The organism is Congregibacter sp. (assembly GCF_045107095.1).
Taxonomy (GTDB): domain Bacteria; phylum Pseudomonadota; class Gammaproteobacteria; order Pseudomonadales; family Halieaceae; genus Congregibacter.
In genome coordinates, this window is record NZ_JBGCFU010000107.1 from 1 (window position 1) to 26,439 (window position 26,439).

General features: G+C 54.5%; 24 protein-coding genes and 2 tRNA genes. 14 read left to right on the forward strand and 12 right to left on the reverse strand.

The genetic code is table 11. The features are described from left to right. Positions 1–152: 152 nt before the first annotated feature. The 3 genes from AB8B76_RS13705 to AB8B76_RS13715 are packed head-to-tail and all read left to right on the forward strand — an operon-like array spanning position 153 to position 1,791. Entirely contained in the window at positions 153–518 is a 366-nt protein-coding gene (locus AB8B76_RS13705; protein ID WP_405273309.1) for an STAS/SEC14 domain-containing protein, read from the forward strand. A gap of 30 nt (positions 519–548) precedes the next feature. Further along, positions 549–803 carry a DUF2164 domain-containing protein gene (locus AB8B76_RS13710; RefSeq protein WP_405273311.1) on the forward strand — a complete coding sequence of 85 codons (255 nt, stop codon included), beginning with the start codon at positions 549–551 and terminating at the stop codon, positions 801–803. Positions 804–837: 34 nt separating this feature from the next. Beyond that, positions 838–1,791, forward strand: coding sequence for a carbon-nitrogen hydrolase family protein (locus tag AB8B76_RS13715; RefSeq protein WP_405273313.1), 954 nt, complete (start codon positions 838–840; stop codon positions 1,789–1,791). A gap of 31 nt (positions 1,792–1,822) precedes the next feature. On the opposite strand, the gene AB8B76_RS13720 is transcribed toward AB8B76_RS13715, so the two are convergent. Continuing rightward, positions 1,823–2,656 carry an SDR family oxidoreductase gene (locus AB8B76_RS13720; RefSeq protein WP_405273314.1) on the reverse strand — a complete coding sequence of 278 codons (834 nt, stop codon included), beginning with the start codon at positions 2,654–2,656 and terminating at the stop codon, positions 1,823–1,825. 58 nt (positions 2,657–2,714) lie between these two features. Then, positions 2,715–4,259, reverse strand: a complete 1,545-nt coding sequence (locus tag AB8B76_RS13725) for an acetolactate synthase large subunit (protein ID WP_405273315.1) — start codon at positions 4,257–4,259, stop codon at positions 2,715–2,717. 155 nt (positions 4,260–4,414) lie between these two features. Here AB8B76_RS13725 and ilvD point away from each other — a divergent pair, with 155 nt between their 5' ends. Then, entirely contained in the window at positions 4,415–6,097 is a 1,683-nt protein-coding gene (gene ilvD, locus AB8B76_RS13730) for a dihydroxy-acid dehydratase (RefSeq protein ID WP_405273317.1), read from the forward strand. 39 nt (positions 6,098–6,136) lie between these two features. Further along, positions 6,137–6,766: a trimeric intracellular cation channel family protein gene (locus tag AB8B76_RS13735; RefSeq protein ID WP_405273319.1), complete on the forward strand. Its 630-nt coding sequence runs from the start codon at positions 6,137–6,139 to the stop codon at positions 6,764–6,766. A gap of 1 nt (position 6,767) precedes the next feature. Here the strand turns inward: AB8B76_RS13735 and purE are convergent, their stop codons facing one another. Next, on the reverse strand, positions 6,768–7,241 hold the full coding sequence (gene purE, locus AB8B76_RS13740; RefSeq protein ID WP_405273321.1) for a 5-(carboxyamino)imidazole ribonucleotide mutase: 474 nt from the start codon (positions 7,239–7,241) through the stop codon (positions 6,768–6,770). Beyond that, a complete protein-coding gene (locus AB8B76_RS13745; protein WP_405273323.1) occupies positions 7,238–8,479 on the reverse strand; it encodes a 5-(carboxyamino)imidazole ribonucleotide synthase in 1,242 nt (413 codons plus the stop codon). The genes purE and AB8B76_RS13745 overlap by 4 nt, the downstream gene beginning before the upstream one ends. Positions 8,480–8,644: 165 nt before the next feature. Here AB8B76_RS13745 and AB8B76_RS13750 point away from each other — a divergent pair, with 165 nt between their 5' ends. Further along, positions 8,645–9,322, forward strand: a complete 678-nt coding sequence (locus tag AB8B76_RS13750; RefSeq protein WP_405273325.1) for a nitroreductase family protein — start codon at positions 8,645–8,647, stop codon at positions 9,320–9,322. Positions 9,323–9,385: 63 nt separating this feature from the next. Here the strand turns inward: AB8B76_RS13750 and ribB are convergent, their stop codons facing one another. The 3 genes from ribB to AB8B76_RS13765 all read right to left on the reverse strand — a co-directional run bounded on the left by ribB (position 9,386) and on the right by AB8B76_RS13765 (position 12,816). After that, positions 9,386–10,498 carry a 3,4-dihydroxy-2-butanone-4-phosphate synthase gene (gene ribB, locus AB8B76_RS13755; protein WP_405273326.1) on the reverse strand — a complete coding sequence of 371 codons (1,113 nt, stop codon included), beginning with the start codon at positions 10,496–10,498 and terminating at the stop codon, positions 9,386–9,388. 44 nt (positions 10,499–10,542) lie between these two features. Then, a complete protein-coding gene (locus AB8B76_RS13760; protein ID WP_405273327.1) occupies positions 10,543–11,724 on the reverse strand; it encodes a thiolase family protein in 1,182 nt (393 codons plus the stop codon). 87 nt (positions 11,725–11,811) lie between these two features. Next, positions 11,812–12,816, reverse strand: coding sequence for a GlxA family transcriptional regulator (locus tag AB8B76_RS13765; protein ID WP_405273328.1), 1,005 nt, complete (start codon positions 12,814–12,816; stop codon positions 11,812–11,814). 104 nt (positions 12,817–12,920) lie between these two features. On the opposite strand from AB8B76_RS13765, the gene AB8B76_RS13770 reads away from it, so the two are divergent. The 4 genes from AB8B76_RS13770 to AB8B76_RS13785 all read left to right on the forward strand — a co-directional run bounded on the left by AB8B76_RS13770 (position 12,921) and on the right by AB8B76_RS13785 (position 17,260). Then, a complete protein-coding gene (locus tag AB8B76_RS13770; protein WP_405273329.1) occupies positions 12,921–14,762 on the forward strand; it encodes a beta-ketoacyl synthase in 1,842 nt (613 codons plus the stop codon). A gap of 42 nt (positions 14,763–14,804) precedes the next feature. Next, positions 14,805–15,641, forward strand: a complete 837-nt coding sequence (locus AB8B76_RS13775) for an FkbM family methyltransferase (protein WP_405273330.1) — start codon at positions 14,805–14,807, stop codon at positions 15,639–15,641. Between the two features lie 76 nt (positions 15,642–15,717). Then, a complete protein-coding gene (locus AB8B76_RS13780; protein ID WP_405273332.1) occupies positions 15,718–16,284 on the forward strand; it encodes a nitroreductase in 567 nt (188 codons plus the stop codon). A gap of 145 nt (positions 16,285–16,429) precedes the next feature. After that, positions 16,430–17,260, forward strand: coding sequence for a crotonase/enoyl-CoA hydratase family protein (locus tag AB8B76_RS13785; protein ID WP_405273334.1), 831 nt, complete (start codon positions 16,430–16,432; stop codon positions 17,258–17,260). A gap of 75 nt (positions 17,261–17,335) precedes the next feature. Here AB8B76_RS13785 and AB8B76_RS13790 read toward each other — a convergent pair whose 3' ends face one another. Beyond that, positions 17,336–18,013, reverse strand: a complete 678-nt coding sequence (locus tag AB8B76_RS13790) for a hypothetical protein (protein ID WP_405273336.1) — start codon at positions 18,011–18,013, stop codon at positions 17,336–17,338. 152 nt (positions 18,014–18,165) lie between these two features. Here AB8B76_RS13790 and AB8B76_RS13795 point away from each other — a divergent pair, with 152 nt between their 5' ends. Continuing rightward, positions 18,166–19,035: an alpha/beta fold hydrolase gene (locus AB8B76_RS13795; protein WP_405273338.1), complete on the forward strand. Its 870-nt coding sequence runs from the start codon at positions 18,166–18,168 to the stop codon at positions 19,033–19,035. Next, on the forward strand, positions 19,032–19,355 hold the full coding sequence (locus AB8B76_RS13800) for a DUF3301 domain-containing protein (RefSeq protein ID WP_405273340.1): 324 nt from the start codon (positions 19,032–19,034) through the stop codon (positions 19,353–19,355). Before AB8B76_RS13795 ends, AB8B76_RS13800 begins: the two co-directional genes overlap by 4 nt. Positions 19,356–19,405: 50 nt before the next feature. Here the strand turns inward: AB8B76_RS13800 and AB8B76_RS13805 are convergent, their stop codons facing one another. Together AB8B76_RS13805 and queD are read right to left on the reverse strand one after the other, a co-directional pair. Further along, positions 19,406–20,029, reverse strand: a complete 624-nt coding sequence (locus AB8B76_RS13805) for a LysE family translocator (protein WP_405273342.1) — start codon at positions 20,027–20,029, stop codon at positions 19,406–19,408. Positions 20,030–20,431: 402 nt separating this feature from the next. Continuing rightward, positions 20,432–20,800, reverse strand: coding sequence for a 6-carboxytetrahydropterin synthase QueD (queD, locus tag AB8B76_RS13810; protein WP_405273344.1), 369 nt, complete (start codon positions 20,798–20,800; stop codon positions 20,432–20,434). Between the two features lie 293 nt (positions 20,801–21,093). Here queD and AB8B76_RS13815 point away from each other — a divergent pair. Both AB8B76_RS13815 and AB8B76_RS13820 read left to right on the forward strand, forming a co-directional pair. Continuing rightward, a tRNA-Val gene (locus AB8B76_RS13815) sits at positions 21,094–21,169 on the forward strand. A gap of 72 nt (positions 21,170–21,241) precedes the next feature. Beyond that, a tRNA-Asp gene (locus AB8B76_RS13820) sits at positions 21,242–21,318 on the forward strand. A 324-nt stretch (positions 21,319–21,642) separates the two neighbouring features. Here the strand turns inward: AB8B76_RS13820 and AB8B76_RS13825 are convergent. Together AB8B76_RS13825 and AB8B76_RS13830 are read right to left on the reverse strand one after the other, a co-directional pair. Beyond that, positions 21,643–22,695: a diguanylate cyclase domain-containing protein gene (locus tag AB8B76_RS13825; protein WP_405273346.1), complete on the reverse strand. Its 1,053-nt coding sequence runs from the start codon at positions 22,693–22,695 to the stop codon at positions 21,643–21,645. Between the two features lie 330 nt (positions 22,696–23,025). Beyond that, the coding region (locus AB8B76_RS13830; RefSeq protein ID WP_405273348.1) for an EAL domain-containing protein at positions 23,026–26,439 on the reverse strand (3,414 nt) is incomplete at its 5' end.

Here is a 26,439-nt window from a genome sequence, read left to right on the forward strand (position 1 = left end):
GTCGATGATCTTCTTCAAGTGTTTGTACCTTTGGGCAGCGTTGCACTTTTATCTGGGCAGTAGAACTCTACAGAGAGATATGGGGCGTTGATTGTCCTAGCTCTGTTAACTGGGCTTAGCACAATTGATTCGGTGGGGGCGAGGAGAGCGAAGTGCTAACTGTTGATTTTGACGATCGTGCTGGAGTTCTAGTTTTGGAGCCCCAGGGTGAGCTTTCCAAGAGCGACTTCACAGAAGCCGCCAAGGCAGTGGATCCCTACCTCGAGCGTAATGCGAATCTTTGCGGTCTGATTATTCACGTGGATTCCTTTCCCGGTTGGGACTCCTTCGCCTCTCTGATTGCGCATTTAAAGTTTGTGAGGGATCACCACGCCCGGGTGTCTCGTGTCGCTTTTGCTACGAACTCACCCATCGGGAGTGTTGCCGAGAAAGTGGCCTCACACTTTATTAAAGCCGAGATAAAAAGCTTCGACTTTGATCAGTTTGATGCCGCTCGTGATTGGCTGCTCGATGAGTAAACCTCATTCGCTCGCACGATCAGAAGGCCTATGTCAGAACTAACACTGTCAAAGGACGCCCAGGAGGCGCTCGTATCGAAGCTAAAGATCTATTTTAAGGATGAGCTTGATCAAGAGATTGGGTCCTTTGACGCTGAGTTTCTCATCGATTTCTTAGCGAAGGATCTCGGTCCACATTTTTATAATCAGGGTTTGCGCGATGCCCATGCCCTATTTACAGAGAGAGCAGAGGAACTTGGCTACCTCGTGCAGGATCTGGAAAAAACCAATAGCTCCATGACTTGATCCTTGTTGCCTGTACCAACGGAAGTCTGAATTAATGGAAGACAAGCTCAATATTGCAATCGCCCAAATCGCACCGGTTTGGCTTAATAAGCAAGCAACTATTAAAAAGGTCGAAGCCGCTATTTCGGAAGCGTCCTCCCAAAAGGCCTCCCTCGTTTGTTTTGGAGAGACTCTTCTGCCCGGGTATCCCTTCTGGCTAGACCTGACGGGTGGGGCTAAGTTTAACGATCCCATGCAAAAAAAAATCTTTGCGCATTATCTGCAGCAAGCGGTGAGTATCGAGCATGGAGATTTGGACAGCATTTGTGCGTTGGTAAAGGAAAAGCAGATTGCGATTTACCTGGGGATAGCCGAGAGAGCGGGCGATCGCGCTGGTCATAGCATCTATTGCAGTCTGGTGTATATCGATGAATTAGGCGTTATTCAGTCCGTACACAGAAAGCTCATGCCGACCTACGAAGAGCGATTAGCCTGGGGTATAGGGGATGGCAATGGGCTGAGAGTTCACTCGCTCAAAGACTTTAGGGTGGGGGGACTCAATTGTTGGGAGAACTGGATGCCCATGGCACGCAGCGCTCTCTATGCTCAGGGTGAGAATCTGCACGTGGCGGTTTGGCCTGGCAACACGAACAACACCATCGATGTCACAAGGCATATGGCCAAAGAGAATCGGATGTATGTACTGTCGGTATCAGGCTTGATGCGTAAAGAAGATATCAGTGCTGAGATACCGCATCACACTGAGATTGCGAGCAGTGCGAGTGCCGTTCTAGGTGATGGTGGCTCTTGTATAGCAGCGCCCGACGGCAGTTGGGTCATCGAACCCCTGGGTTCACAGGAGACCGTAGTCAGCGCGACTATTGATATGGGCGAGGTAAGAAAAGAGCGACAGAATTTTGATCCCTCAGGCCATTACTCACGCCCGGATATTTTTGATTTACGCGTCAATCGAGAACGGCAAAAGCTCGTGACCTTCTCAGACGAGTAGCCAAAGCCAAAGCCAAATCCAAATCCGAAGCCTAGGGCAGGCCGGTGAGCTTTTTCACTATCCAGTCAGATACCCGTGTGGGTAACAAAGCCTTGATGGCAATAAATGCACTGCCCGGTAAAAATGGTACGACGCTGCGCGGCGTGGGGTCATGACTTTCGCAGGCAGCCACGATGCTTCCGGCCACGGTGATAGGGTCTGCGCCCTTACCATGAAGGTCGTGGTGGAAAGCCTTGAGGATGCGCAATTGCTCGGCATAAGCAGGCGCGTTTTCTATCCAGTGTGCTATTTGTTCCTGCTCTAAAGATCCGAAGCGTGTTTTGACGGCTCCCGGCTCAATCACAATGACCTCTACGCCATGGGGACGCAGTTCGTGTCTCAAGGAGTCAGAGATCGATTCCACAGCATGCTTGGTGGAGTTGTAAGGGCCAAAAAAGGGCAGGGTGACACGACCGGCAACAGAAGAGACATTCACGATGCGGCCACGCCGGCGCTCTCGCATGCCGGTCACAAAGGCACGCGTCACCCGCACCAGGCCTAGTACGTTGGTCTTAAATTGCCGCTCCCACTCATCGTCAGATACTGCCTCCAGGGGGCCTACCGCCGCATATCCGGCATTGTTGACAAGGACATCCGGAGCATTGCCATCAAGAGCTTCAAAAACCTTAGCCGCCGCGGCGGATACGGAGTCTGCGTCCGTGACATCCATTTCTAATGCTGTAATGTTTTCGTAACCAGCATTCAGCTCTGCCAGGGCGTCTTTGTCTCGCCCAGCAGCAAACACCTTGTGCTGTTTACTGGCTAGCAGTATGGCGGCTGCGCGTCCGATGCCTGCGGTGGCTCCGGTTATGACAATACTCGACATCTGGGTCTCTTTTTTTTCGTGGTCGTGGTTTCGCTGTGAAGCATACCGCCCCGGGAAGCTACAGAATAGCCTCGATGAGACAGGGGCCGGGCGTACTCATGGCCTCGGCAAACTGCGCTTGGAACTCATTGCTGTTTCGAGCCTGGGTCGCTTTTACGCCAAGCCCTGTAGCTATGCTCGCAAAGTCCATGTCGGGATTGGAAAGGTCGAGCATGGAGAGCGTTTTATCGTTGGGTTCGCCCGCGCCCACGCGTGCGAGTTCGATGTTGAGAATCGCATAGCTCTTGTTGTTTAAAAGAATCACTGTGACATCGGCATTCTCTCGGGCCATGCTCCACAGAGCCTGAATGGTGTACATCGCTGATCCGTCTGCCTGCAAAGCAATCACTTTCTGGTCGGGGCAGGCTAAAGCCGCACCCAAAGCGACGGGTAAGCCCTGGCCAATTGCCCCGCCGGTGAGTGTTAACCAGTCATGGGCTGGTGCATTTTCTGTACAAAGAAACATGGCTAAGCCACAAGTCGCACCCTCATCCGAAACGATGGCGTGATCCGGCATCTCATTACTCATGATTTGCCCGATGGTTAAGGGGTTGAGTGTCTCGTCGGAGACTTCGTGTATTTTGCGCTCATACACTTCCTCGGCACTTTTTTCGATGCTCAGCGCGGCTGTCAGTGCAGACACGGTGCCGCTCAGATCCTCGCTTTGCTCGGCCAACGTAAATAGCTCGCAATGCTCAGGTGTTAGCCAGCTTTCTTTTTCCGGGTAGGCAAAAAAGCTTACTGGTGCCGCGACACCTAACAGTATGAGCTGCTCAAAAGGCATCAAAGCTTCCGCTGCTTGTTCTGCAAAGTAAGGGAGTCGTTGTACTTTTGCTCGACCTGCGCCGCGCTGCAGGCGCGTAGGGAACGTCGCGCACATAAGCGTGACGTTATGTGCGTCGGCAATAGCGCCAAGCCGTGCTAGGTTTTCTTCGCGCAGTGCCTTGCCACCCAACATGATCGCAGTCTTTTTGCCAGAGCGAACGGCTTCAGCGATGCGGGCAATGCGATTGTCTGGCACCTGAAGTGCTTCGGGTCTCGGGAGTGCAGGAGCAGCCTCGCTCGCAGCGTCCCATGCATGATCCGCCGGCGCAACGAGGGTCGCTATTTGCCCATTTCCGCGCATGGACGCCTGTACCGCCCGTGCGCCACCGGCCGACAGCTCTTCCGGTGAGCTGGCAATCTCCGTCCAATGGGACCCCCAGCGCGTGATGCCCGGTAGGTTTGATGTTAATGGCGCATCGAACTGCAGGTGGTAGCTTGCGTGGTCGCCGACGATGTTGACCACGGGGGAGCCCGCGCGGCGGGCATTGTGCATATTGGCTAGACTGTTAGAGAAGCCCGATCCCAGGTGCAGAAGGGTGGCAGCTGGCTTGTCTGCCATACGTGCGTAGCCATCTGCAGCGCCAGACACTACGCCTTCAAAAAGACAGAGTACGGGGCGCATGGCGTCCGTTTGTCCGATAGCCGACACCAGCTGCATTTCTGAGGTTCCGGGATTGGCGAAACAGATTTCGACTTCGCTCTCCACGAGAGTCTTTAGTAAAGCCTCGGCGCCGTTCATAAGCAAATCTCCTAGTGCGTGGGATGAGTATTTAGGATTATTCTCGGTAGTTAGGCTTCGTATGATAGGCGATAAACCTTGCCCAATGTTTGTCGTATAGCTTGCAGTGACCTAAAATTCCGCCCCCTGTTTATTCATTGTCCGAGAACATCTCTATGGCGCTCAATCGTCGTTCCAAAAACATCACCGAAGGCGTTCAACGGGCGCCTAATCGCTCTATGTACTATGGCATGGGCTACGAGGAGGGTGACTTTAAAAAGCCTATGGTGGGCATCGCCAACTCCCACTCGACAATCACCCCCTGCAATGCGGGACTACAGCCCCTCGCCGATGCGGCGCAAGAGGGTCTTCGAGAGGCAGGAGCCAACCCCCAAATCTTTGGCACTCCCACGATCTCTGATGGCATGTCCATGGGTACAGAGGGGATGAAGTACTCCCTGGTATCACGAGAAGTCATCGCTGACTGTATTGAGACCTGTGTAGGCGGTCAGTGGATGGACGGCGTACTGGTCATTGGCGGCTGCGACAAAAATATGCCCGGCGGCATGATGGGTATGCTGCGAGCGAATGTACCGTCGATATTTGTCTACGGCGGAACCATTCTTCCCGGCCGTTATAACGGTCAGGATTTGAATATTGTGAGTGTATTCGAGGCCGTGGGTGAACACGCGGCGGGTCGTATCAAAGACGAAGATCTTCTGGCTATTGAGCGTAATGCGATTCCCGGCACCGGCTCCTGTGGCGGAATGTATACCGCGAACACCATGAGTTCGGCCTTTGAGGCCTTGGGGATGAGCCTGCCTTACTCCTCGACCATGGCCAATGTCGAGTCTGAAATCAAAGAGTCTGCGAAACAAAGTGCCTTAACTCTGGTCGAGGCGATTCGCCAGGACATCAAGCCACGAGATATTGTGACCAAAGAGTCTCTGGAGAATGCCGTTGCAGTGATTATGGCAACAGGGGGATCTACTAACGCCGTACTTCATTTTCTGGCCATCGCCCACGCTGCGGAGATTGATTGGACCATCGATGACTTTGAGCGTGTGCGTCAAAAGGTCCCCGTGCTTTGCGATCTCAAGCCCAGTGGCCAATATCTCGCTATCGACTTGCACCGGGCAGGTGGTATCCCGCAAGTAATGAAGATCCTTCTCGATGGTGGCTTGCTCCACGGGGACTGTATGACCGTTACCGGCAAAACCATTGCCGAGTCACTGGCCGATGTCCCGTCCGTGCCCAAAGACCCTTCGGTGATTCGCACTTTGGATAACCCAATGTACGCCAAGGGTCACTTGGCGATTCTCCGGGGCAATCTCGCCGAGGAAGGCGCCGTCGCCAAGATCACCGGCCTGAAAAACCCTGTGATTACAGGGCCTGCGAAAGTCTTTGATGATGAGCAGTCGGCGCTGGATGCAATTTTGGCGGGACAAGTGAAAGCCGGAGACGTTGTTGTGTTGCGTTATCTTGGGCCAAAGGGCGGGCCGGGTATGCCAGAAATGCTCGCGCCTACGGGCGCTCTCGTTGGTCAGGGTTTGGGTGAGTCTGTGGGCCTCATAACCGATGGGCGTTTCTCGGGTGGTACCTGGGGGATGGTCGTCGGACACGTGGCCCCCGAAGCTTACGCGGGCGGTTTGATTGCTTTGGTCGAGGAGGGCGACTCCATCACCATCGACGCCCATACCCTGAGTTTGCAGCTGAACGTTGACGATGAGGAAATAGCTCGTCGTCGAAGCGTCTGGGTGAAGCCACAGCCACGCTACACCCGCGGAGTCTTGGCCAAATTTGCCAACAATGCGGCCCCGGCTAGCCGGGGTGCTGTTCTGGATCTCTATGAGGAGTAACGCTCCTCAAGATCAGGAAATCGAACGCGGCAACTGTTTATGAACCTCGCTGGCATCATTGCTTACTGTGACCTTGTCGCGGTGGGCGTGTTTGCCGCCTCGGGGGCCCTAGCTGCTGCAGAAAAACGCCTGGATGTGTTGGGCTTTGTATTGTTCGGCACCATTACGGGGGTCGGCGGAGGCACGCTTCGCGATCTGCTGCTGCAGCTACCGGTTTTTTGGATTAGCGACGTTCGTTATCTCTGGGTTTGCATCACGGTATCGGCATTGACCTGGTACATCGCTCCCATGCTGTCGGTGCGGCGCAAAGTCTTGCTTTGGGCTGATGCAATGGGCCTGGCGTTGTTCTCAGTACTGGGCTGCGCCAAGGCTTTGCAATACGACGCGCCCTGGATCGTTGCCGTCGTTATGGGGGTGATGTCTGCCAGCTTCGGCGGCTTGATTCGAGATACTTTGCTGGGTCGTGAGTCAGTGTTGTTGGGGGCGGAGATTTATGTCACGGCGGCTTTGGTCGGCGCGGGGATGTATGTGGCACTGGTGTCTAACGCGTTTTTGGAGCCCAGCGCTGCCCTGTTGCTGGCGATGGTGCCTGCCTTTATTTTACGTGCCGGAGCAATACAGGCGGGTTGGCATTTACCCAGCTATCGGCGCTTGGGGAACGGCCCCTAAATCAAACGCTCTTAGCTAGAACTTTATCTCGCAGGCTTTCTTTGTAGCTGCGAATCCTGTCGCGAAGTCCACTATCCGATGTTGCCAGCATTTGCGCAGCGAGGATGCCCGCATTCGTGGCATTGTCGATGGCGACCGTAGCGACCGGTACCCCTGCAGGCATTTGCACGATGGATAGCAGGCTGTCTTCGCCAGCAAGTTTGGTCGCAGCTACGGGCACGCCGATAACTGGTAAGACAGACAACGATGCAACCATGCCGGGTAAGTGAGCAGCGCCTCCAGCTCCAGCGATAATGACACGTAAGCCGCGGTCTTCTGCCTCTCGTGAGTAACTGTAGAGTTTGTCCGGAGTACGGTGTGCAGAGACGATTTCCATTTCGCACTCGACATCCAGGGCGTCCAGAATGTCTTTCGCAGCGCGCATGACCGGGAGATCCGAGTCGCTGCCCATAATAATTCCTACGCGTGCAGTCATGCCGAACGAGCCTCTTCCTGAATTCTGTTCCAATTGTTGTTTGTTGCGGTCAGCGCTTCTTCTGCGGATTCGGCAACGGCGGTCACGTGCCCCAGTTTACGCATAAGACGCGCCGGGCTTTTTCCGTACCAGTATATGGTCGCGCTATCGCTTCCTGTTTCGGTGCACGAGTCGCGATGAAGATCCTCCTGCTTCAGGGCCGGTGTGCAGAGGAGGTTCCGCATAGCCGCGGGGCTTTTAAGAGCGCTGCTAGCGAGCTCGATGCCTGCCACAGCACGAAGGTGTTGTTCGAACTGAGAGCTGGCGCAGGCCTCAATGGTGTAGTGACCTGAGTTGTGCACTCGAGGTGCTATTTCGTTGATCAGTACTTGCCGGTCGGCGAGAAGGAACATCTCCACGCCAAACACGCCGACACCGTTCAGGGCCTCCACCGCGTTGTAGGCTAAGGCTATCGCTGCAGCTTCTGTTTCTTTATCGATGTTCGCCGGAGCGCTTACCGTGTCGAGTACCGAGTAATCTTCTTCAAAAGTCATGTCTACCGGACCGAAGTGGGTGCTCTCACCCTTAGGGCTTCGAACGACTAACACAGCGATCTCGCGAAAGTCCCCGGCGAACTTCTCGAGCATGGTGCTCCCGGGCCAAGCTTTCCCGAGGTCATCTTCTGTTCGAATCAGCTGGACACCGCGGCCGTCAAAACCACCTCGCAGCGCTTTTTGCACAAACGGATAGCCTAATTTTTCTCCTGCTTGTTGTAACTCTGCTACATCACCGTTAGTGATAACAAAGGGCAAAGTGGCGAGTTCACATTCTGCGAGCCATAGCTTTTGTTTTGCTTTGTCCTGAAGTAACTCAATGGCAGAAAGGGGAGGGTAGCAAGCTACGAGCCCTGCGGCTTCCGCCTCCCTCAGTTGTGTAACGGTGGCTTCAGGGATGTCTTCGCGCTCGTAGGTAATGACGTCGCATTGATCAATGAGTGCACTGACGGCCTCAGAGGAGTCCATCGCGCCTTCTATTGCATGGGTGGCTTTTTGGGCCGCAGCGCAATTACGGTCGCCCGTCAGCATGACGGTGTCCAGGTCGAGCTGCGGTGCAGCCTCGCACAGCAGCATACCAAGCTGCCCGTCGCCAATGATGCCTACGGTCCGCGTGGGAGGGGAGGCGGACGATGCTGAGGATGTAGAGGCCGATGCTGAGGATGTAGAGGCCAATGCTGAGGATGTAGAGGACGATGCTGTCATAGGTCTATTCTGCACATGGGTTCGCTAAGCTGGATTGCACCTCAGCGCACCGCAAAAAGCGGCGTATTTTACTGCGTTTTCTCTCGTCTGTGGTGAACTCTTACACTTCTGGCATCGCGTCCCGCAAATCGCTATGCTCGCCGGCCCGACGACTTGGTAGATGATATGACTTCGACAGCACCACTCGCGCTCAGTGACATTCTGGAAAACCGCCGCTCCTGCCGAGCGTTTCTGCCCGAGTCCCTATCCGACGACGAGCTTCGCAAGCTGCTGGCTCCTAGCTTGCGTGCGCCGAGCAACTGCAACACTCAGCCCTGGTATCTACATATCGCGTCGGGGGATGTGCTTGAGCGCCTGCGCAAACGTTTGCCTGAAGACTTCACGGCCGGCCGGATGACTTTGGATTTTCCCTACGACGGGAAGTACGCAGATATTTTTAAGGATCGTCAGTACGCATCCGCGCAGGCACTTTACGGCGCCATGGGTATTGCTCGAGATGATCGTGATGCTCGTCAGGCAGCGTTCATGCGTAACTTCACGTTCTTTGATGCACCACATGTCGGATTTTTTTACTTGCCCGAAGGGTTTTCGGAGCGAGAGGCTTGCGACCTGGGTATGTTTTCTCAATCCGTCATGCTGTTGCTGGAAGCAGCCGGCCTTGCTAGCTGCCCTCAAACCGCATTGGGTTTTTTGTCCGACTCAATTCGCGAAGAACTCTCTGTTCCCCAGAACCAGCGGCTTATGTTTGGGCTGTCCTTTGGCTACCCAGATCTGGGAGCACCCGCCAACCGCTGCACGACCGACAGAGATGAAGCTAACGAGCTCATTGCGTTGCATCGATAAGCGAGGAGCTTAGGCTTCCCAGCGCAAACCACCAGTTACATGCTCCCCTGAGATTGGCTGCGCTTAGGGTGCGACGAAGTCGACCACTTCCAGATTAAATCCCGAGAGAGCGTTAAAGCGAAGAGGCGCTGACATCAGGCGCATACGCCGGATATTCAGTCTCTGTAGTATCTGGGCGCCAGTGCCTATGATGCGGTAGTTCTGTAACCCTGCCGAACCATCGTTGGAAACCGTGGCGGGGCTATCGGGGAAAGCCTCAATATCTGCCAGCTGGCTTTCTACTGATCGGTGTTGCCCGATGAGTATGAGCGCGCCGGAGCCTTCTTCTGCGATGCGCGCCATCGCACGATTTAGTGACCATCCTTCACGATTGGGGATTTGTGTGCTGAACACATCCCGGAGCATGTCCAGCGGTTGCACACGCGTGAGAGTGTCTCGATCCACGCTCAATTCCCCCTTTGTAAGGGCGTAGTGCAAAGTGTCGTCCACAAGATCTTTGAAGGTGTGAAGATCAAAATCGCCGTGATCGGTCTGCACTGACTTTTGTGACACTAGCTCGACCGATTGCTCGTGCAACGAACGATAGGCAATCAGATCCGCGATAGTCCCCATGGGTAGCTGGTGTTTCTCGGCAAAAACTTCCAGCTCCGGGCGTCTCGCCATGGTGCCGTCTTCGTTCATGATCTCGACGATCAAGGCGGCAGGTTCAAAGCCAGCCATGCGAGCTAGATCGACACCGGCTTCGGTGTGCCCGGCACGCCGAAGTACGCCACCTTCTTTTGCGACCAAGGGGAAAATATGCCCGGGTTGGCAGATATCTGTTGGTCCTGCCTCTGCGCCGGCGGCGACCTGAACGGTGTGGGAACGCTGTATAGCACTGATCCCGGGCCCACGGCTTTCCGCAGCATCAATCGACACGGTGAAATTAGTCTCGTGTTGTGAGCGGTTATCTCGAACCATCAGCGGAAGCTGTAGCTGCCTTGCTCGCTTTTCAGTCAGTGGCATGCAGATAAGGCCGCAGGCTTCGCTGGCAAAGAAGTTGATGATTTCTGGCGTCACTGCCTCGGCCGCGATAATCAGGTCTCCTTCGTTCTCCCGATCCTCGTCATCCATGAGAATAACCATCCGTCCCTGACGGATGGCCTCGATAAGATCGGGTACGCTACTAAGAGCCATAACTACTATTCCTGATTGATCTGATGATTCGAGGTGCGGGCTTTTTACAGCATCTCGATGGCGACAGCGGTCGCTTCCCCTCCGCCAATACACAGAGCAGCTACGCCGCGTTTGCCGCCCGTCTTGCGAAGGGCGTACATCAAGCTGACGATAATGCGTGAGCCGGTAGAACCAATGGGGTGCCCCTGTGCGCAAGCGCCGCCATGGATGTTCACCTTCGCGTGATCGAGGCCGTGTTCGCGCATGGCGAGCATAGTCACCATGGCAAAGGCTTCGTTAATCTCGAAAAGGTCTACGTCGGAAGTGCTCCAACCGGTTTTGTCGAAAAGTTTCTTTATGGCTCCACCCGGAGCGGTGGTGAATTCAGCGGGATCTTGGCTGTGACGGCTGTGGGCCACGATTTGTGCCATGCCCGAGATACCCCTAGCAGAAGCTTCGTCGCCAGACATCAGCAGCAAGGCGCTACCTCCATCGGAGATGGAGCTGGCCGTAGCCGCCGTGATGGTGCCTTCTTTAGCGAACGCGGCGCGCATGGTCGGTATGCGATCAACGTTAGCCTTGTGTGGTTGCTCGTCATCGCTGACTACGGTGTCTCCGCGGCGGCTGGTGACGGTGACGGCTGCGATCTCCGGTGCAAGAGACCCATCATCGATAGCGGCCTTAGCGCGGCGCAGGGACTCGATGGCAAAGGCGTCCATATCTTCGCGGCTTACGCCTTCACGATCCGCCGTCGCCTGGGCAAAGGTTCCCATGGAGCATCCGTCGTAGGCGTCTTCAAGACCGTCCATCATCATATGGTCAGCTGCAGTTGCAGAGCCTAGGCGAAAACCACTGCGAGCCCCCAGAAGCATGTGTGGGGCGTTGCTCATGCTCTCCATTCCGCCTGCCAATACAATACTGTTCGTACCCGCTACGATGCTGTCGTAGCCAAAAATAGTAGCCTGCATGCCGCTGCCGCAGGCTTTGTTGACTGTGACTGCACCTGTGCTAACGGGTATTCCCGCGGCGATAGAGGTTTGCCGAGCGGGACATTGCTTTAGGCCCGCGGGCAGCACGCAGCCCATAAAGACCTCGTCCACAGCGTTGGGCTCTACACCGCTTTTTTCTAGAGTAGATTTCGCTGCAACAGCGGCCAATTGTGGAGCGGGGACACTGGAAAGAGCGCCTTGAAGTCCTCCCATGGGGGTTCGGGCTCCGTCGACGATTATGACGCTTTTTTCACTCATGACCTTATTCCTTGGCTTGGCAATCGAGAGGGGGCGTGATTTAGCCACAGTGTCCCTTGGCGCTCAAGCCTAGACAGTTTGCGAAATTCAAGCATTAGGAGCGTTTGTGGTCACAAATCGTTTCCCGCGCACTGCCTCCCGAAACTCTCGCGGGCTCAGATCAGTCGCGCTGCGAAATGCCTGCGAGAAGCGGCTTGACGAGTTAAATCCACAGCGCCAGGCGATGTCTGCCAAAGGCAGGTCGGAGTGTTGCAGGAGCGCGCGAGCTTCACGAACCCTCAGATTCAAGAGGTAGCGAATTGGGGTCTCACCGGTGGCTTTGCGAAAACGCCGGCCAAAGCTTCGGGCAGACAATCCGCTCATGGCAGCAAGGCTGTCGACGCTGTGCTCATCAGCCGGGTGAAGTTGCATGTGGTCCTGAGCTTCGCGTATCAGCGCGTCGTGATGAGCGCCGGAGGATTCCTGGAGAAATGCGGCAGTCTCAAAGGATTGCCGAGCTTCTGGGGAAAACTGCGTTTCTACAGCCCGTGCGATGCGTTCGCCATACCATTGCTCCACGAAGTGCACCATGAAGTCGCCGATAGAGTTCACGCTACCCACGCAGTAGAGACGTTCGCTTTGGGTAATGAGATGGCGACGCTTTAGGTTGACCTGTGGGTAGCTCTTTTCAAAACGATCAAAGTCATGCCAGTGCGTGGTCGCCGGACGTCCGTTTAACAAACCGGTTTCGGCAAGCAGCGCGCTGGCGGTGCCAACGCTGCAGATACTGCTTCCCATTGAATGCAGTTCCTCAATTTTGGGTAGCCAGTTTTTGGCATGCTGAAGTACGCGACGGGGGTGTCGCCAAATTGCCGGCAGTATCACAAGGTCACAACGCTGCAGATCTGAAAGATCGCCGTCTAGATTCAAACTAAGACCCGAGTCCAAGGTGACTGATGATTTTCCCTGTAGCCCCAGGAGCTGGATCTGAGCGTCAATACCGCGTCCTCGGGTTGTCTGCGACATCTGAGCCGCTGCGTGGAGAATCTCCGCTGGCAATGTAACGCTGGTGGCGAGGGCTTCGGGGTAAAGAATGAGAGCCGCTGTGGGCATGAAAAATATGTCCGTATATATAAATAAAATGACGCTAATAGAATATAACTTAATAGCCTGGCTGCCTACACTGAGACTCATCATTTATGTATGCGGGTGTATTTGTGGGACAAGCTCTACCGGTTATTGTGAGTTTTGGTGGTGTAAACAGCGCTGGTCGCAGTTCAATGCATCACGGCTATGCCCGTATGGTGGAGAGTGCTCTTGGCGAGGATCGTCGGGCGGCTATGATCGCCGCGCTGCGTCAGCTCACGGGATCGACCAGTGATAGCGAAGCATCGCTGCTCGAGCAAACCCTGATTCGGCGGATCGGCCCCGCTCACTTTGATCCCACCAGTGTTGCCTGGAATCAGCGCCTTCCCACCCGCAGCAATGGCAGCCCGGTGAGTTTCGAGCTGCACCGCCGATACCTGCCTGAACCCGTACCCGAGGACTGGCAACTTTTGCCGGGAGACGACGAGGAGCATGTTCGCGTGCAAATCGTGGGGGAGCAGCAGTTCTTACTTCCGACTCACCGAGAGTTTGAAGTGAAGGTCGCTAGCCAATTGCCCGACGGCTTTGATCCCGCCTCGCTGTACCAGTCGCGAAACCATCCACGAGGTTTGGCAATGTCGGTGTATGCCGCAAGCGATGCACTGGGAAACCTTGGGATGGACTGGGATTCGTTAATGGCATCCTTGGGGCCGGATCAAATCAGTGTTTATGCTGGCAGCGCTATGGGGCAGCTGGACGACAACGGCGCTGGCGGAATGCTCAAAGCTCGTTACCGCGGCAGCCGGGTTACCTCCAAGTTCTGCCCTTTGGGCCTTGCAGAAATGCCCGCCGACTTCGTAAACGCCTACGTGCTAGGAGCGGCAGGATCCACGGGAGCTACCTTGGGAGCCTGTGCGTCTTTCCTTTACAACTTGCGTCACGCGATACATGACATTCGTTCTGGGCGCGCTCGTGTCGCTTTTGTCGGTGCAGCCGAGGCGCCGATAACTCCTGAGGTGATGGAAGGTTATGCGGCCATGGGAGCGCTTGCCACGGACAAGGGACTGCGTCAGCTGGATGGTCTGGGCGATACTGATACGCCGGACCATCGCCGTGCTTGCAGACCCTTCGGGGAAAACTGCGGTTTTACTATCGGAGAATCGTCGCAGTTTCTCGTACTCTTTGACGACAAGCTTGCACTGGAGACCGGCGCCAATATCCTCGGTGCTGCAGCCGATGTGTTTATCAACGCTGACGGATTCAAAAAATCGATTTCCGGGCCGGGGGTGGGTAACTACCTGACTATGGCCCGAGCCGCTGCCTGCGCTCGCGCTATCGTGGGAGAGCAGGGGCTTCGTGAAGGTGGCTTAGTTCAGGCACACGGTACCGGTACGCCGCAGAATCGCGTGACTGAATCAGTGATTCTTAGCCGCGTTGCGGGTGCCTTTGGTATCCAGGACTGGCCCGTAGGCGCTATCAAAAGTTATGTTGGCCATTCTCTAGCCGCGGCATCGGGTGATCAAATCGCCGCAACACTCGGTATTTGGACGGAGGGATGGATGCCCGGCATCACCACCACCGACGCCTTGGCGGATGACGTGGCAACCGAGAACTTGAGTTTCAGCTTGGAGCATCAGGCGTTGGATTTATCGAAACAGCGCTACGCGTTGATTAACGCCAAAGGCTTCGGCGGTAATAATGCTTCCGCTACGATTCTGAGCCCGCTCCAGACTATGGATATGCTCAAGGCCCGCCATGGCGCTCAGGGTGTGTTGCAGTGGGAGAAGGCGCAGGAGTCTGTAAAGCTAGCGCAGGAATCTCGTGAGTCACGCGTACTGGCGGGGCAGGAGTCTCCGCGCTACCTGTTCGATAACAACGTTCTGGGTGACGAGGCCGTAAGCTTTGACACAGACGGGATCTCTATTGCGGATCAGCGCGTATCGCTAGTACAGTCCAACCCCTTCGCAGACTAGTAGTAACGGCGACTATGCCTACTGACACGATGCCTATCCCCTGTGCTTGGTGAGAACGAGCACCGGGTACCGTTAATCCCAATAGTGGGCTTAAGACGGGAGGTAAGCCTCGCGACCCATTGCCCCGACGACGACCTGGTATCGCGCAAGATTCATGCACAGCGGGTCTGGGAGCCCTTTGAGACAAGGCTTTGGATTGCATCCCAGCGACCGGGTGACATCGTCGTGGATGTGGGAGCGAATCTGGGTTATTTCAGTATTCTCAGCGCATTGAATGAGAATCAGGCGCGCCGTATTTTGGCGTTTGAGCCCGCAGCAGATAACGTTGCGCTCGTGCAGCAGAATCTCCAGCTCAATAACTGTAATGCCGATGTTGAGCTTTTCCCCTTAGCGCTCGGAGATGGCGACAGCGACGGATCATTGCATCGCAACGACGACAACCGCGGCGATCACCAGATTTACCCGGGTGATGGCATTCGTTCGCAAGAGCCGATTACGGTCCGTCGTGGTGCTGACTTATTGTCTGGGAGTCTTGATCGAATTGATCTGCTGAAAGTGGACACTCAGGGAAGTGAGTATGCTGTTATGCAGGGTTTATTGCCGCTTTTACAGGCGAGCGTTCCAAAGCTGCGGATTCTTCTTGAGTTGACCCCCTATTCCCTGCAGCTAGCTAATAGCAGCGGAAGGGCGCTTGTAACGCTCATAGCTAATCTCGGTTTGCCCCTTTGGATCGTCGATCATGTCACTCATCGGCTGGTTTCCTCGGATGCCGTTGCTTTGTGCGAATGGGCAGACAACGTAGATGCCTGTACCGGTGATCGCGGATTTATGAACATCTACGCGGGGACTCCTCCCGATGGCCTCCCATACGGGTCATAAACAGATTTCATCGCAGCTGCATACGCGCTGATTATGACTGCTATCATGCCTTCCCAAATTTAGCGATGAGCACCTTATGGCGACGGTATTTAATGGCCTGAGCTTTTTGCAGCAACGGAATTCCATGCCGCGGCTTAGAGGGCCCGGCCCCGACGCGGCGGAGCTTGAAGAAATGCTTCAGTGCGCAATGCGAAGCCCCGATCATGCGCGGTTACGCCCCTGGCGCTTTGTAAGCATTCAGGGGGATCGACGACAGGCCTTCGGGGAGTTGCTGCGAGATTCCTTGCTTCGGCGGGATCCCGACGCGGACCAGGGAGCGCAGGAAAAGGCGTTGAACGCTCCGCTGAGAGCGCCACTACTGCTGACCGTCTTGGCGTCTTTCACCGAGCATCCGAAGGTACCGACCTGGGAGCAGCGCTTATCGGCAGGATGCGCAGCGTTTAGTCTGATACTTGCGGCCGAGGCCCTCGACTATGGCGCGGTGTGGCGGACCGGTGCGTTCGCTGAAGACCAGCAGCTGGTCCGTGACATGGGGGGGGCAGACCATGAAGAAATTGTCGGATTTGTCTATATTGGGACGCGGGACTGCACTCCCAAAGCGGTACCTACGATGGTGTCTGATGATTTTCATCGGGCTTGGTGAAGCGCCCTGCATACACTCAGACCCATACAGCGACACAGAGAACTACTCAGAGAACGACACGAGTCAGAGAACGACACGAGACAGAAAAATTTACGCCTTTTTGAGCGTTGATAAAATAACCATCCAAAAATGCTGGGAGTAGCAAATGCAGCAGGAACAAGTAATGCAGCCAACTTTCGAAACGCTGGACTTAAGCGTCAAGGATCATGTCGCCGAGGTTTTTTTGAACCGCGGCGATAAGGCCAACTCCATGAGTCCCGCGATGTGGCGAGAGCTTCAGGGATGTTTCGAGTGGTTGGACAGCGAACCTTCAGTCCGAGCCGTAATCCTTGCAGCTCATGGCAAGCACTTCTGTGCGGGCATCGATTTGAACATGCTTATGGAGGTGCAGGGTCAGAACACTGACCCCGCTAGACGCGCCGAATTTTTTCGCCGCAATGTATTGGCAATGCAGGACAACCTGTCTGCCATAGAGAAGTGTCGCAAGCCCGTGTTGGCGGCCATCCACAATACCTGTATTGGAGGGGCAATCGACATGGTGACCTGCGCAGATATGCGCTACGCCGCGGCGGATGCCTGGTTCTCTATTCGTGAAGTCGATATTGGCATGACTGCTGACGTTGGTACTTTGCAACGCCTGCCTAAGATTGTTCCCTACGCCGTCGCCTGTGAGCTGGCGTATACGGGTCGAGACATGAAGGCTGAGGAAGCGCAGCAGGTTGGCTTGGTCAATCGGGTGTTCGCAGACCGGGAGGCACTGCTTGCAGGTGTTCGAGAGATAGCCGCGACGATTGCGAGCAAAGCGCCGCTGGCGGTGCGCGGCAGCAAGGAAATGCTACTTTTCAGTCGTGATCACAGTGTTCAGGAAGGTCTCAACTACGTCGCTACCTGGAATTCCGGCATGCTCAGTGTCCAAGATCTTCAAGAAGGGCTGGCGGCGCAAATGGAAAAACGCGCCGCAAATTATGATGACTAGGCATATTTGCTAGTCACGGGTCCTTAGTGGCAGCGACTAAACGATAGCCTTCCTACTGCCTGCCCGGACAGCTCTTTATGGGTTGCCCGGGTACTTGTCCATCTCAATGAGGGGGTGCAGCGCCAATGCTATACCTTCATCAATGAAGTTGTTGTTCTCCAGTATGGCTCGACGTCGGATGTAGCGACCGGTCGAAGATCGTGCATCGATGGCGTCGGTAGCGTCCAGGCCGCCTCGGCTAACGAATAAGCGCTTGAGATCCATATCAAAGATAGTGACCTGTAGTGAGGCGACGGCTGCTGTCATAGACCAGTCGAAATCCGCATTTACTCCGGTCCCAGGGCCCTGCATCGAGGGTCGGCGGGATACGCCGTCCCAGCGGCCAATGTGTTTCAGGCCAACATTAAAGGGCACGTCGAGCTCTACCAGATCTGTAAAAACAAAGGCGTCTAGCTCGCTCGTCTCGGCAAAACGGTCACGAACGCTTTGCATGATTTGAGAAAAAGTCTTCATGTTGACCCGACCGGTCGTGGGATCAACAGGGTCGCCGAATGCGCGAACGGCGGAGTTCCAGTGCTGTTTGAAATCTCGCTGGGGAAGAACCTTATAGCCGTTAGCCTTCATGTAACTGCTGATCCGAGCGTCGATACGCGGCGACACCTCGGCAAGGTAGTTACGAGAGGGGGTGCCGAGATTGACGTGAGGAATTACGACGGTCTTCAGCGGCGACGCAGCGAGCTTTTCGTTATCCACCTCGAATGGGAAAACCGTTGGATTGTAACCTCCACCCGAAGCGCAGGCTGTGAGCAAAAGAAGGGTTGAAAGAACTGTAGATAGAGCAACGAGTGGCAGCTTTTTTGGCATATTCTTCGGTAACATATCAGTGTGATTAATAAGAAGCGCGCATGGTAACAAACTTGGCAGCAAACGAAGAGCAGTCTGGCTCCGATCTATCGTCGGGAGAGTCTTTGTACGCCTCGGTGAGTGGCGCAGGCTCCCCGATAATTCTGCTCCATGGACTCTTTGGGATGGGCAGCAACCTTGGGGGGTTGGCCCGTGCGCTGGCTCCTGAGTTTGAGGTACACCAACTCGATCTTCTCAACCATGGGCGCTCTCCCTGGCAAGCAAAGACAAGCCTTGACGATCTTGCGAGGAGTGTTGCCAATTACATCGGGAGCCACTCTTTGAAATCGGTTGCCGTTCTTGGCCATTCCTTGGGCGGTAAGGTCGCTATGCAGCTTGCCCTTGCCTGGCCGCAATATGTCAATGCCGTAGCGGTAGCAGATATAGCACCGGTGACGTATCCCTCATCCCATGACACCGTGTTTGCTGCGCTGGAGGCGGTGGACTCCGCAAGGCCGGCTTCCAGAGCTGAGGCTGGCGAGATCATGCGAGAGCTGTTGACCGAGCCAAACCTGGTGCCTTTTCTGGCACTCAGCTTGAAGCGGGACGAAGCTGGCGCCTATGTGTGGCGGTTTAATGTAAAGGCATTGCGCGATAACTATGAAGAATTCCGAGCGGCGCCGACAGGTTCAGCCTTTGATGTGCCCGCGTTGTTCGTTTACGGTCTGAACTCAAATTATGTCGACGATCAGGGCATTGCCAGGGCCTCGGAGCTTTTTCCCGCGGCCAGGTTTGAGGGCATCGCTGATACTGGGCATTGGCTTCACGCAGAGAAGCCCCAGCAGTTTAATGCGGCGGTTCTTGCGTTTTTTCGAGAGAGCTTGCGCGCGAGTCCTCATCAAATTCCAAAAGAACGGGAAAGCCAACAATGACCTTAAGCATTTGGGATCTGGTGTTTGTAGGCGTTTTCGGTGGCCTGGCCTGGTACATATTTAGCGGCACGCGTGTGCGGGAGTTAGCGGTCGCGGCGGCAAAACGTTCGTCTGAATTGGCAGATATCCAATTGCTTGACCAGTCGGTCGCTTTGTCCAAAACCTCTCTGAGTCGTGATGGCAACGGAATCTGGCGAGTCTGGCGTCAGTATCGTTTCGAATACAGTCGCGACGGCGTGGGTCGCGAAGTAGGGCACATTATTATGCTGGGACCTCGCCTCCAGGCTGTGCTGGTGGCAGAAGTTCCGACGGTTCACTAGGATTCGGGATTAGCTCCGATCGGGCTTTTTTTATCCGGTTGTCGTCGAACTTATATGCCCCGAAACAACCGCACCAGAATCACCAGGGCCACGATTGCGAGTAGCAGTCCAAAGATCCTGTCGATGCCTCCCGCGTTTTCCCTTAGTGCAGCTATCCATTTCTCGCGGGTAAACACCATAGTGATCAGCGTGTACCAAAGTCCGTCAACCAACAGCGCGGTGATCGCCATGAAAACTTTTGTGCTTGTGCTCGCGTCGGGATGCACGAACTGACTGAACAGTGCGAGCATAAAAACCGCAAGCTTAGGATTCAGAAACGCTATAGCAAAGCCGTCTCGCGCCGTGGAGCGAGTTTTAGCGGGGGAGGGTTGAGCGTTGGCCTCATCGGCTGGGACGCTGAACCACAGACTCCGCGCAAGCCAAAGAAGGTAAAGAGCGCCCAGCGTCTGAATCGTGATGAATATCCGCTGATCCGCTGTCACCAAAGCACTGATTCCCAGCACAGTGAGACCTGCATAAAGCCCAACACCCAGTGCGTGTGCCCAGGCGGCAACGAGTCCGCCGAGCTTTCCGCCACTAAGGCTTGCACTCACAACAACGGCAAGGCTCGGTCCTGGTGACGCGGCACCAGCAAGGCAAACGCTGGCAAGGCTAAGCCATTCCATAAAGTTCATAGGTTTTTGAAGCCGTGTCGAAAGTTGCTTAGACAGCCCTGGGTGTGGAGTTTACTTTTCATGGGCGGGTCACCTTCTGAAAAAGCTGGCTGAAACATCGGTTTCGCTCGGGTTGTCCACAAAACCTGTGGATAAAGCAGTGCACAATTTGTTTAGCATGCCCGTAATCCCCTATGTTCCGGCTGTTTTGTAGCGCTGGTTAATTTTCGAACAATGCGATAATTTATATATAAAACAATGGGTTGTAGGTATGTTTTCACGGTGATGCTGCGCGATGTAACGTAACTTCAATATTTTGCAAAAGGCGGTGATCGCTGTGCATAACAATTCTTAGGTGCTACTCCTGGTAACCTTTTGACTAGTTACACATTGATCGATCGTAACGTTACCGTCATGCCTCTGTCACAAAGCTGACTGTGTTCCTCGGTAGATGCAGCCCGAGGTACATGTTTCTCTTATCTCGATAGCCGATAGACTCGGTAAGCTGGGCACCACACGATCCCATATCCAGCGGCAAAGGTTTTCACTAGTTGGATTTTCGAGACCCTCGATATCGTTTAGGTAGTAATGGTCCAACTCTGCGATCACCGGTTTACAGGCAGCTTTGATGTCACCAAAGTCCATAATCCATCCCGTTGACTCTCCGGGTTCGCCAGACACGTAGACGCGCAATTGAAAGGAGTGTCCATGCAGCCTCTCGCATTTATGCCCGGGCGGTACCTTCGGTAAGCGGTGCGCAGCCTCGAAGTGAAAGTCCTTAAAGATTTCCATTGAGTTTCTCCAAAATCGAAGTCGCGTATGTTCAACCTATGTTCCTCGAATTGAAAGTGCTGGAATCGGCATTTTTTGTGTGAAGGGTAAGAGCCACGGTAGATCAGTTTGAGCGCGGTGATCGTTTCAGTAGGGGCCTCAGACGTCGATAGAGGGACGTTAGGATTTATGAGTAAACAACAGTTCGATAGAGAAAAACCGCTGTGTTAACACGGCGCATCCTCAATTTGACCAGTGCGGTTAAAATCCGTTGACAGGCAAAGGCAAGGCTCTATAATGCGCCCCTCCAACGCGGGTGATTAGCTCAGCTGGGAGAGCATCTGCCTTACAAGCAGAGGGTCGGCGGTTCGATCCCGTCATCACCCACCACGTTGCTTAAGGTCTTTTAAAGGCCAAACTTCTGACAGAAGTAAGCGAAGTGTTGCACGCGTTGTCTACCCTGGAGCGGTAGTTCAGTTGGTTAGAATACCGGCCTGTCACGCCGGGGGTCGCGGGTTCGAGTCCCGTCCGCTCCGCCATTATCTCAGTGTTTAGAGGCCCCCCAGGGCTTCGCAAGCACATACCTACCTTTCACCTACCCGCTACTTTTGGCTACGCCATTTGACGCGCAACCAGCTTGGTTACTTCTGAGCTTTTGATGTGAACGGGGCGCTGAGTCGCAACTTCTCGCTGTAAACAGATCGGCCAAGCGTGCGCCACAGTCGTATGTGCGTTTATTGGCAAGTCGTGTTCCCGGACATGTTCAGAAATACTGTTTTGGAGATAGTAGATCGCTGGGGCAGTTGGGGTGCAATCTCAGATCTGGCATTGAGTTCGAGGGTGAGCAGTCGGGTCCGGCCCCGTCATTGCTTAGTTGACCGTTTCTGGTCATACATGCGCATGTCAGCCAGGCGAAGTAACTCTTCCAATCCGTCGGTGTCATCAGGCATGACTGCCATACCTATGCTGAGCTTGATCGTCGTTGAGATACCAAGGACATGCTTGGGCTCCCGGAAGCGATCATGAATCTTATCGGCAATCAGACGGATATCGGAGGGGTTCTCGAGCTCGGTCATTAACAGAGCGAACTCATCGCCGCCCAGGCGGGCAACGACGTCCGTTTCCCGGACCGAGTCGGAGAGAATGCACCCGACCTCGACCAAAACCTTATCGCCAAACTTGTGGCCGTGGACATCGTTCATGGACTTGAAGTCATTCAGGTCGATATACAGCACGCCTATTTTGCGTCCGTGTCGTTTGAGAGTGGCGAACTCCTGGGCTAGTCGCTCCATGAACTTTCGACGGTTGGGGAGATTGGTCAGCGAGTCGTGAGTCGCCAGGTGTTCCATCTCGGTGCGCTGCCGCTCGCTTTCGATTCGTAATCGATGGTTCTCGACAAGGTCCCTGATGTGGATGACGTAAAAGACGATGGAAGTCAGAGTTGTCGTTGCCATCGCAAACGCAAAATGGGTGAACAATGGGTCAGCGGTCAACGGAGAGACGGCGGCTCCCCAGGCGAGCAATGTGGCCACCAGCGTCACGACGTACCAAGTTGTGGAGAGCAGAATGAAAGAGGCCCCGAGTATGATCAGCATAATATTGGTTGACTGGACAATATCCCCAGTCAGGTGGAGGTGTGTCGCGCTGTTGATGCTGAGCAGCACAAGCACCAAAAACGCCAGGGGCCGTGCAAATCGTCGCGACGACTGAAAACGCTTGGCCATAGTGGCGATGCCCAGGAAGGCGATCGCCGCACTGCCCGCTATAACCACCATAGGCTGTCTAATCGGAGGCTGTAGCAACAGACTGTGACTCACGGTGAAAAACACATACAGCCCTGACAATACGAGTGTTATTGTCGGTAGGCTGCGCCAGACGCGATCGCGCAGTGAGGCATCAATTTCGGTTTTTTGCATGCTCTTGGGGCTTACCCGGTCAAAATTACCGCATGGAGCGCGGCAGCGATTCGCAACGCATCATGAGTTCTCGATTCTGCCGTTTCTAAGATCTCAATGCACCCCGGCGACTTAAATTTTTTCCTCTTTTCAGTCTACTGCCTTACACGCAGTTTGATCCCAAGCCATTTCCCAGGTTTATGGCGCTAATGCAGGGGCAGGGGCTGGAAGATTGCGAGGTTCCTGACTTGCCGCTTCGTTTCGATAGCTAGGTTTTACGGTCGAAACAAGGTGTCGCTATCGATGCCCGGGCCGTGCGACGCCAATAGAGTGTTTCAAGCCAGGCCAAAGCTAGCCCTTGATTATCTTGGCAGCATCATCGGGCTTTAGCCCCCTACCATAGAGAAACCCCTGGACTTCCATTGGGCCGTGCTCGCGAAGAAAGTCAGCCTGTTCTTCGGTTTCTACGCCTTCCGCTATGATGCCAAAATCAAGAGCTCGAGCCATGGCTATGATGGTTTCTGCGATCGCCGCGGCATCGCTGCTAACAGCAATATCTCGTACAAACGATGCATCGATCTTTAACTGCGTTACTGGCAGTTTTTGCAGATAGGCAAGCGATGAATAGCCTGTGCCAAAGTCATCAATAGCAATACTGACGCCCAGTTTGCGCAGCGAATCAAGAACGCCTGACTGCTGCTCTGGCTTCGGAATCAGCGCTGTTTCAGTGAGCTCCAACTCCAGTCGATCTCCGGCGAGACCGTAGTCTTGGATAATGCCCGACACCGTTTCAAAAAAGTTGGGTTGCTGCAGCGACCAGCCGCTGACGTTCACAGCAATACGCGGCGGTTCAAGTCCATCGTCGAGCCAGTGCTTCAATTGAGCACACACACTTCTAAGTACCATGTTATCCAGCTCAATAATTAAACCGCTGCTTTCGGCGATCATGATAAATTCGGTTGGTGTGATCGCGCCAAAGTCCGAATGTTCCCATCGAGACAAGGCCTCAAACCCGCTTAACTCCAGTGAGTGCAGATCAAATTTGGGTTGGTACACAAGCTCAAGCTCATTGGCAGCGATCGCTTCACGCAATGCGCCCGATAAACTCATGTACCGCCTGGCATCGTTCGTCATTTCTTGAGAGTAGCCACACCAGGTAGAGCGGCCGGCTGCTTTGGCCTTGTACATTGCAGTATCGGCATTTCGCAGAAGGGCCTCCGTGTTCCTGCCATCTTCGGGGAAGCTACAGATACCGATGCTCGCGGTTACCAGCACGCGGTTGCTGCGGATTGTGAATGGTACGGCCATGGCATCAATAATTTTTGTTGCGATGATGGAGGCGTTCTGGCGACTTTGAATGCCGGGCAGGATTACGATGAACTCATCTCCGCCAATACGGGCCAGTACATCCTGCTCTCGAAGAACATGAAGAAGACGCTGGCTCGCTTCTCGGAGTAAATTGTCGCCGGCGCTATGCCCCAAGGTATCGTTCACATTCTTGAAATGATCGAGGTCAACAAACATTACGGTAAACGGGTTGCAGTCGGGGCTGGAGCGATCAATACGTCTATCCATTGTCTTTATGAGTTGAGCGCGGTTTGGTAGCCCCGTCAGAGTATCCTGATGGGCTAGAACTTCCAGTCGATGCTCGTTGTCCTTCATGGCGCTGATGTCTGCGAGAACGCCAACGTAACCATCAAGTTCACCGTCGAGGTTCTTTACCCCTGAAATGGTCATCAAACAGGGGAAGATTTTGCCATCACGGTGTTTGTTCCAGAGTTCACCTTGCCATCGATCTTCTCGCTCGACGGCCTGGAACACGTTGCTGAAGAACTCTGCGTCATGTAAGTGCGATGACAATAGGTGCGGCGTTTGTCCCAGTGCTTCTTCGCGTTCGTACCCAGTGATTTGGGTAAACGCCTCATTGACATCGGTAATGGTGCCATCGACGGTTGTCATCATTATTGCTTCTGCCGAGGAGCTAAAAACTCTGGCAGCACGGCGCAGCTGTGACTCAGCTTCATAAAGCGGTGTCACGTCGCGTATGCTTACGGCAACACCCCGCAAATCATTGGCGTCGGAGTAGGGCGCGTAAATAATGTCCATGTACGTCTGGTCTTTCGGGCCGTCCCGCCATTCCTGAAAACGGACTGTAGATCCGTCGAGAGCTTTTGATAGCTTGGTATCTAGCTGTTTCCTCGCGCCTTCTTCGCCCAGCACTTCTGCAGCGGTTCTACCAATTAAGTCCTTGGGCTTAGCTTTAAATCGCTCAGCATAGGCAGGGTTGACCAACACGTAGCGTAATTGAGCGTCCAAAATTGCGACCTGGTTGTCAGTGCTCGCTAACATTCGCTCTAACATTTTTGCTTCCCGGAGCGATTGGCTGTTTTCCAGCCACAGACTGACCGCGGTAGCCGCCCCGTCAAGAAAGGCTTCCTCTTCTTCCAGGGGCGGTGCGCTATCGCTAAACGTGATCTCTAGCGCGCCCCGGTTAGCGTTTGCTGTGCTGAGTGGCTTTCTCAAAGCTAACCCCTTGCCGTTGCCCCTGCCGTATTCCCAAACGCCATCGTCAATGGATACTTTTACACGCACTTCGTCGGGGCACTGCATCGCTGATGCCGTCTGCTTCGCAACGCTTTGAGCAAAGTAATCTGTATCGGTCACACTCTGCGCGTAACGATAAATTTCGTAGAGCCCTCGTAGTTCCTTTATTCGCTCATTCAGGTTTTTTTCGGCGACTTTTCGCGACGTGATATTACGGGCGATGATCGCCGCGCGACCATCCCGGGTAGGTGATATGCGGGACTCAAAGTCTTGCAAGGCGCCGTCAACAACGAGGGAGTACTCGATGGTGACGACTTCATCGCTGCTGACCGCCTTGGTTACGGCGGCCGCTATCGGTCGACCAACTTCCTTGGGCAAGATTTCGCTCATCCGCTCGCCTGAAAAGTCGTGATCTTGTTGGTAAAGGTCGTGAGGCTCGCCAGCTTGTTGGTAGAGGATGCGCGTTTCGGCGTCCACCAGAAAAACCAGATCTGGCATGGCCAGCATTAGTCCATCAAGGGCGTTTCTCTGAAGGGCTACCTCTTGCTCCTGCGCTTTCTCACGATCTATATTGATGTGGACGCCAAGGAGCCGCAGTGCCCGGTGGGTCTTCGGGTCGCGCACCGGTGTTCCACGGGAATGTATCCAGATGTAGTGCCCGGCTTTATGTTGGAGCTGAAACTCGGCGTCCCAAAGCGCTATGTCGCTGTCAATAAAGTTTGTTAGCTCTAAAAAAATAGAATCGCGCTGGTCTGGGTGAAGCAGCCCGTCCCAGGTTTCCAAGGCATTCTCTAACTCGTCATCAGCGTAACCGAGCTGAGCCTTCCAGGCCGGCGAAAAATACATCTTGCCCGAGGCGATATCCCAGTCGTAGATGCCATCGGCCATGGACTCGGTAAGTAGTTGGTAGCGTGTCTCACTTCCCTCTAGCTCCTTACGCGCTGTAACATCGGCGGTAACGTCGACGTACATGGCCATGATGTTGCTGCTGGGAAGAAGAGACAGCTCATTGCGGAACCACCCGCTGACATCGTTATCCTTATAAAACGCATCGGGCAGCGTTTCCCCCACACCGCTACGATGCACGCGGCGAAGCGCGTCGAGAACGCCCATGGCCGCAGCACCGGGAAAGGCGTCGGTTAGGAGTTGCCCGAGGACTGCGGATCTCTCAACTTTACTTAGGTAAGCGCCCGTCGAATTTAGAGAGATAAGACGGAAGTT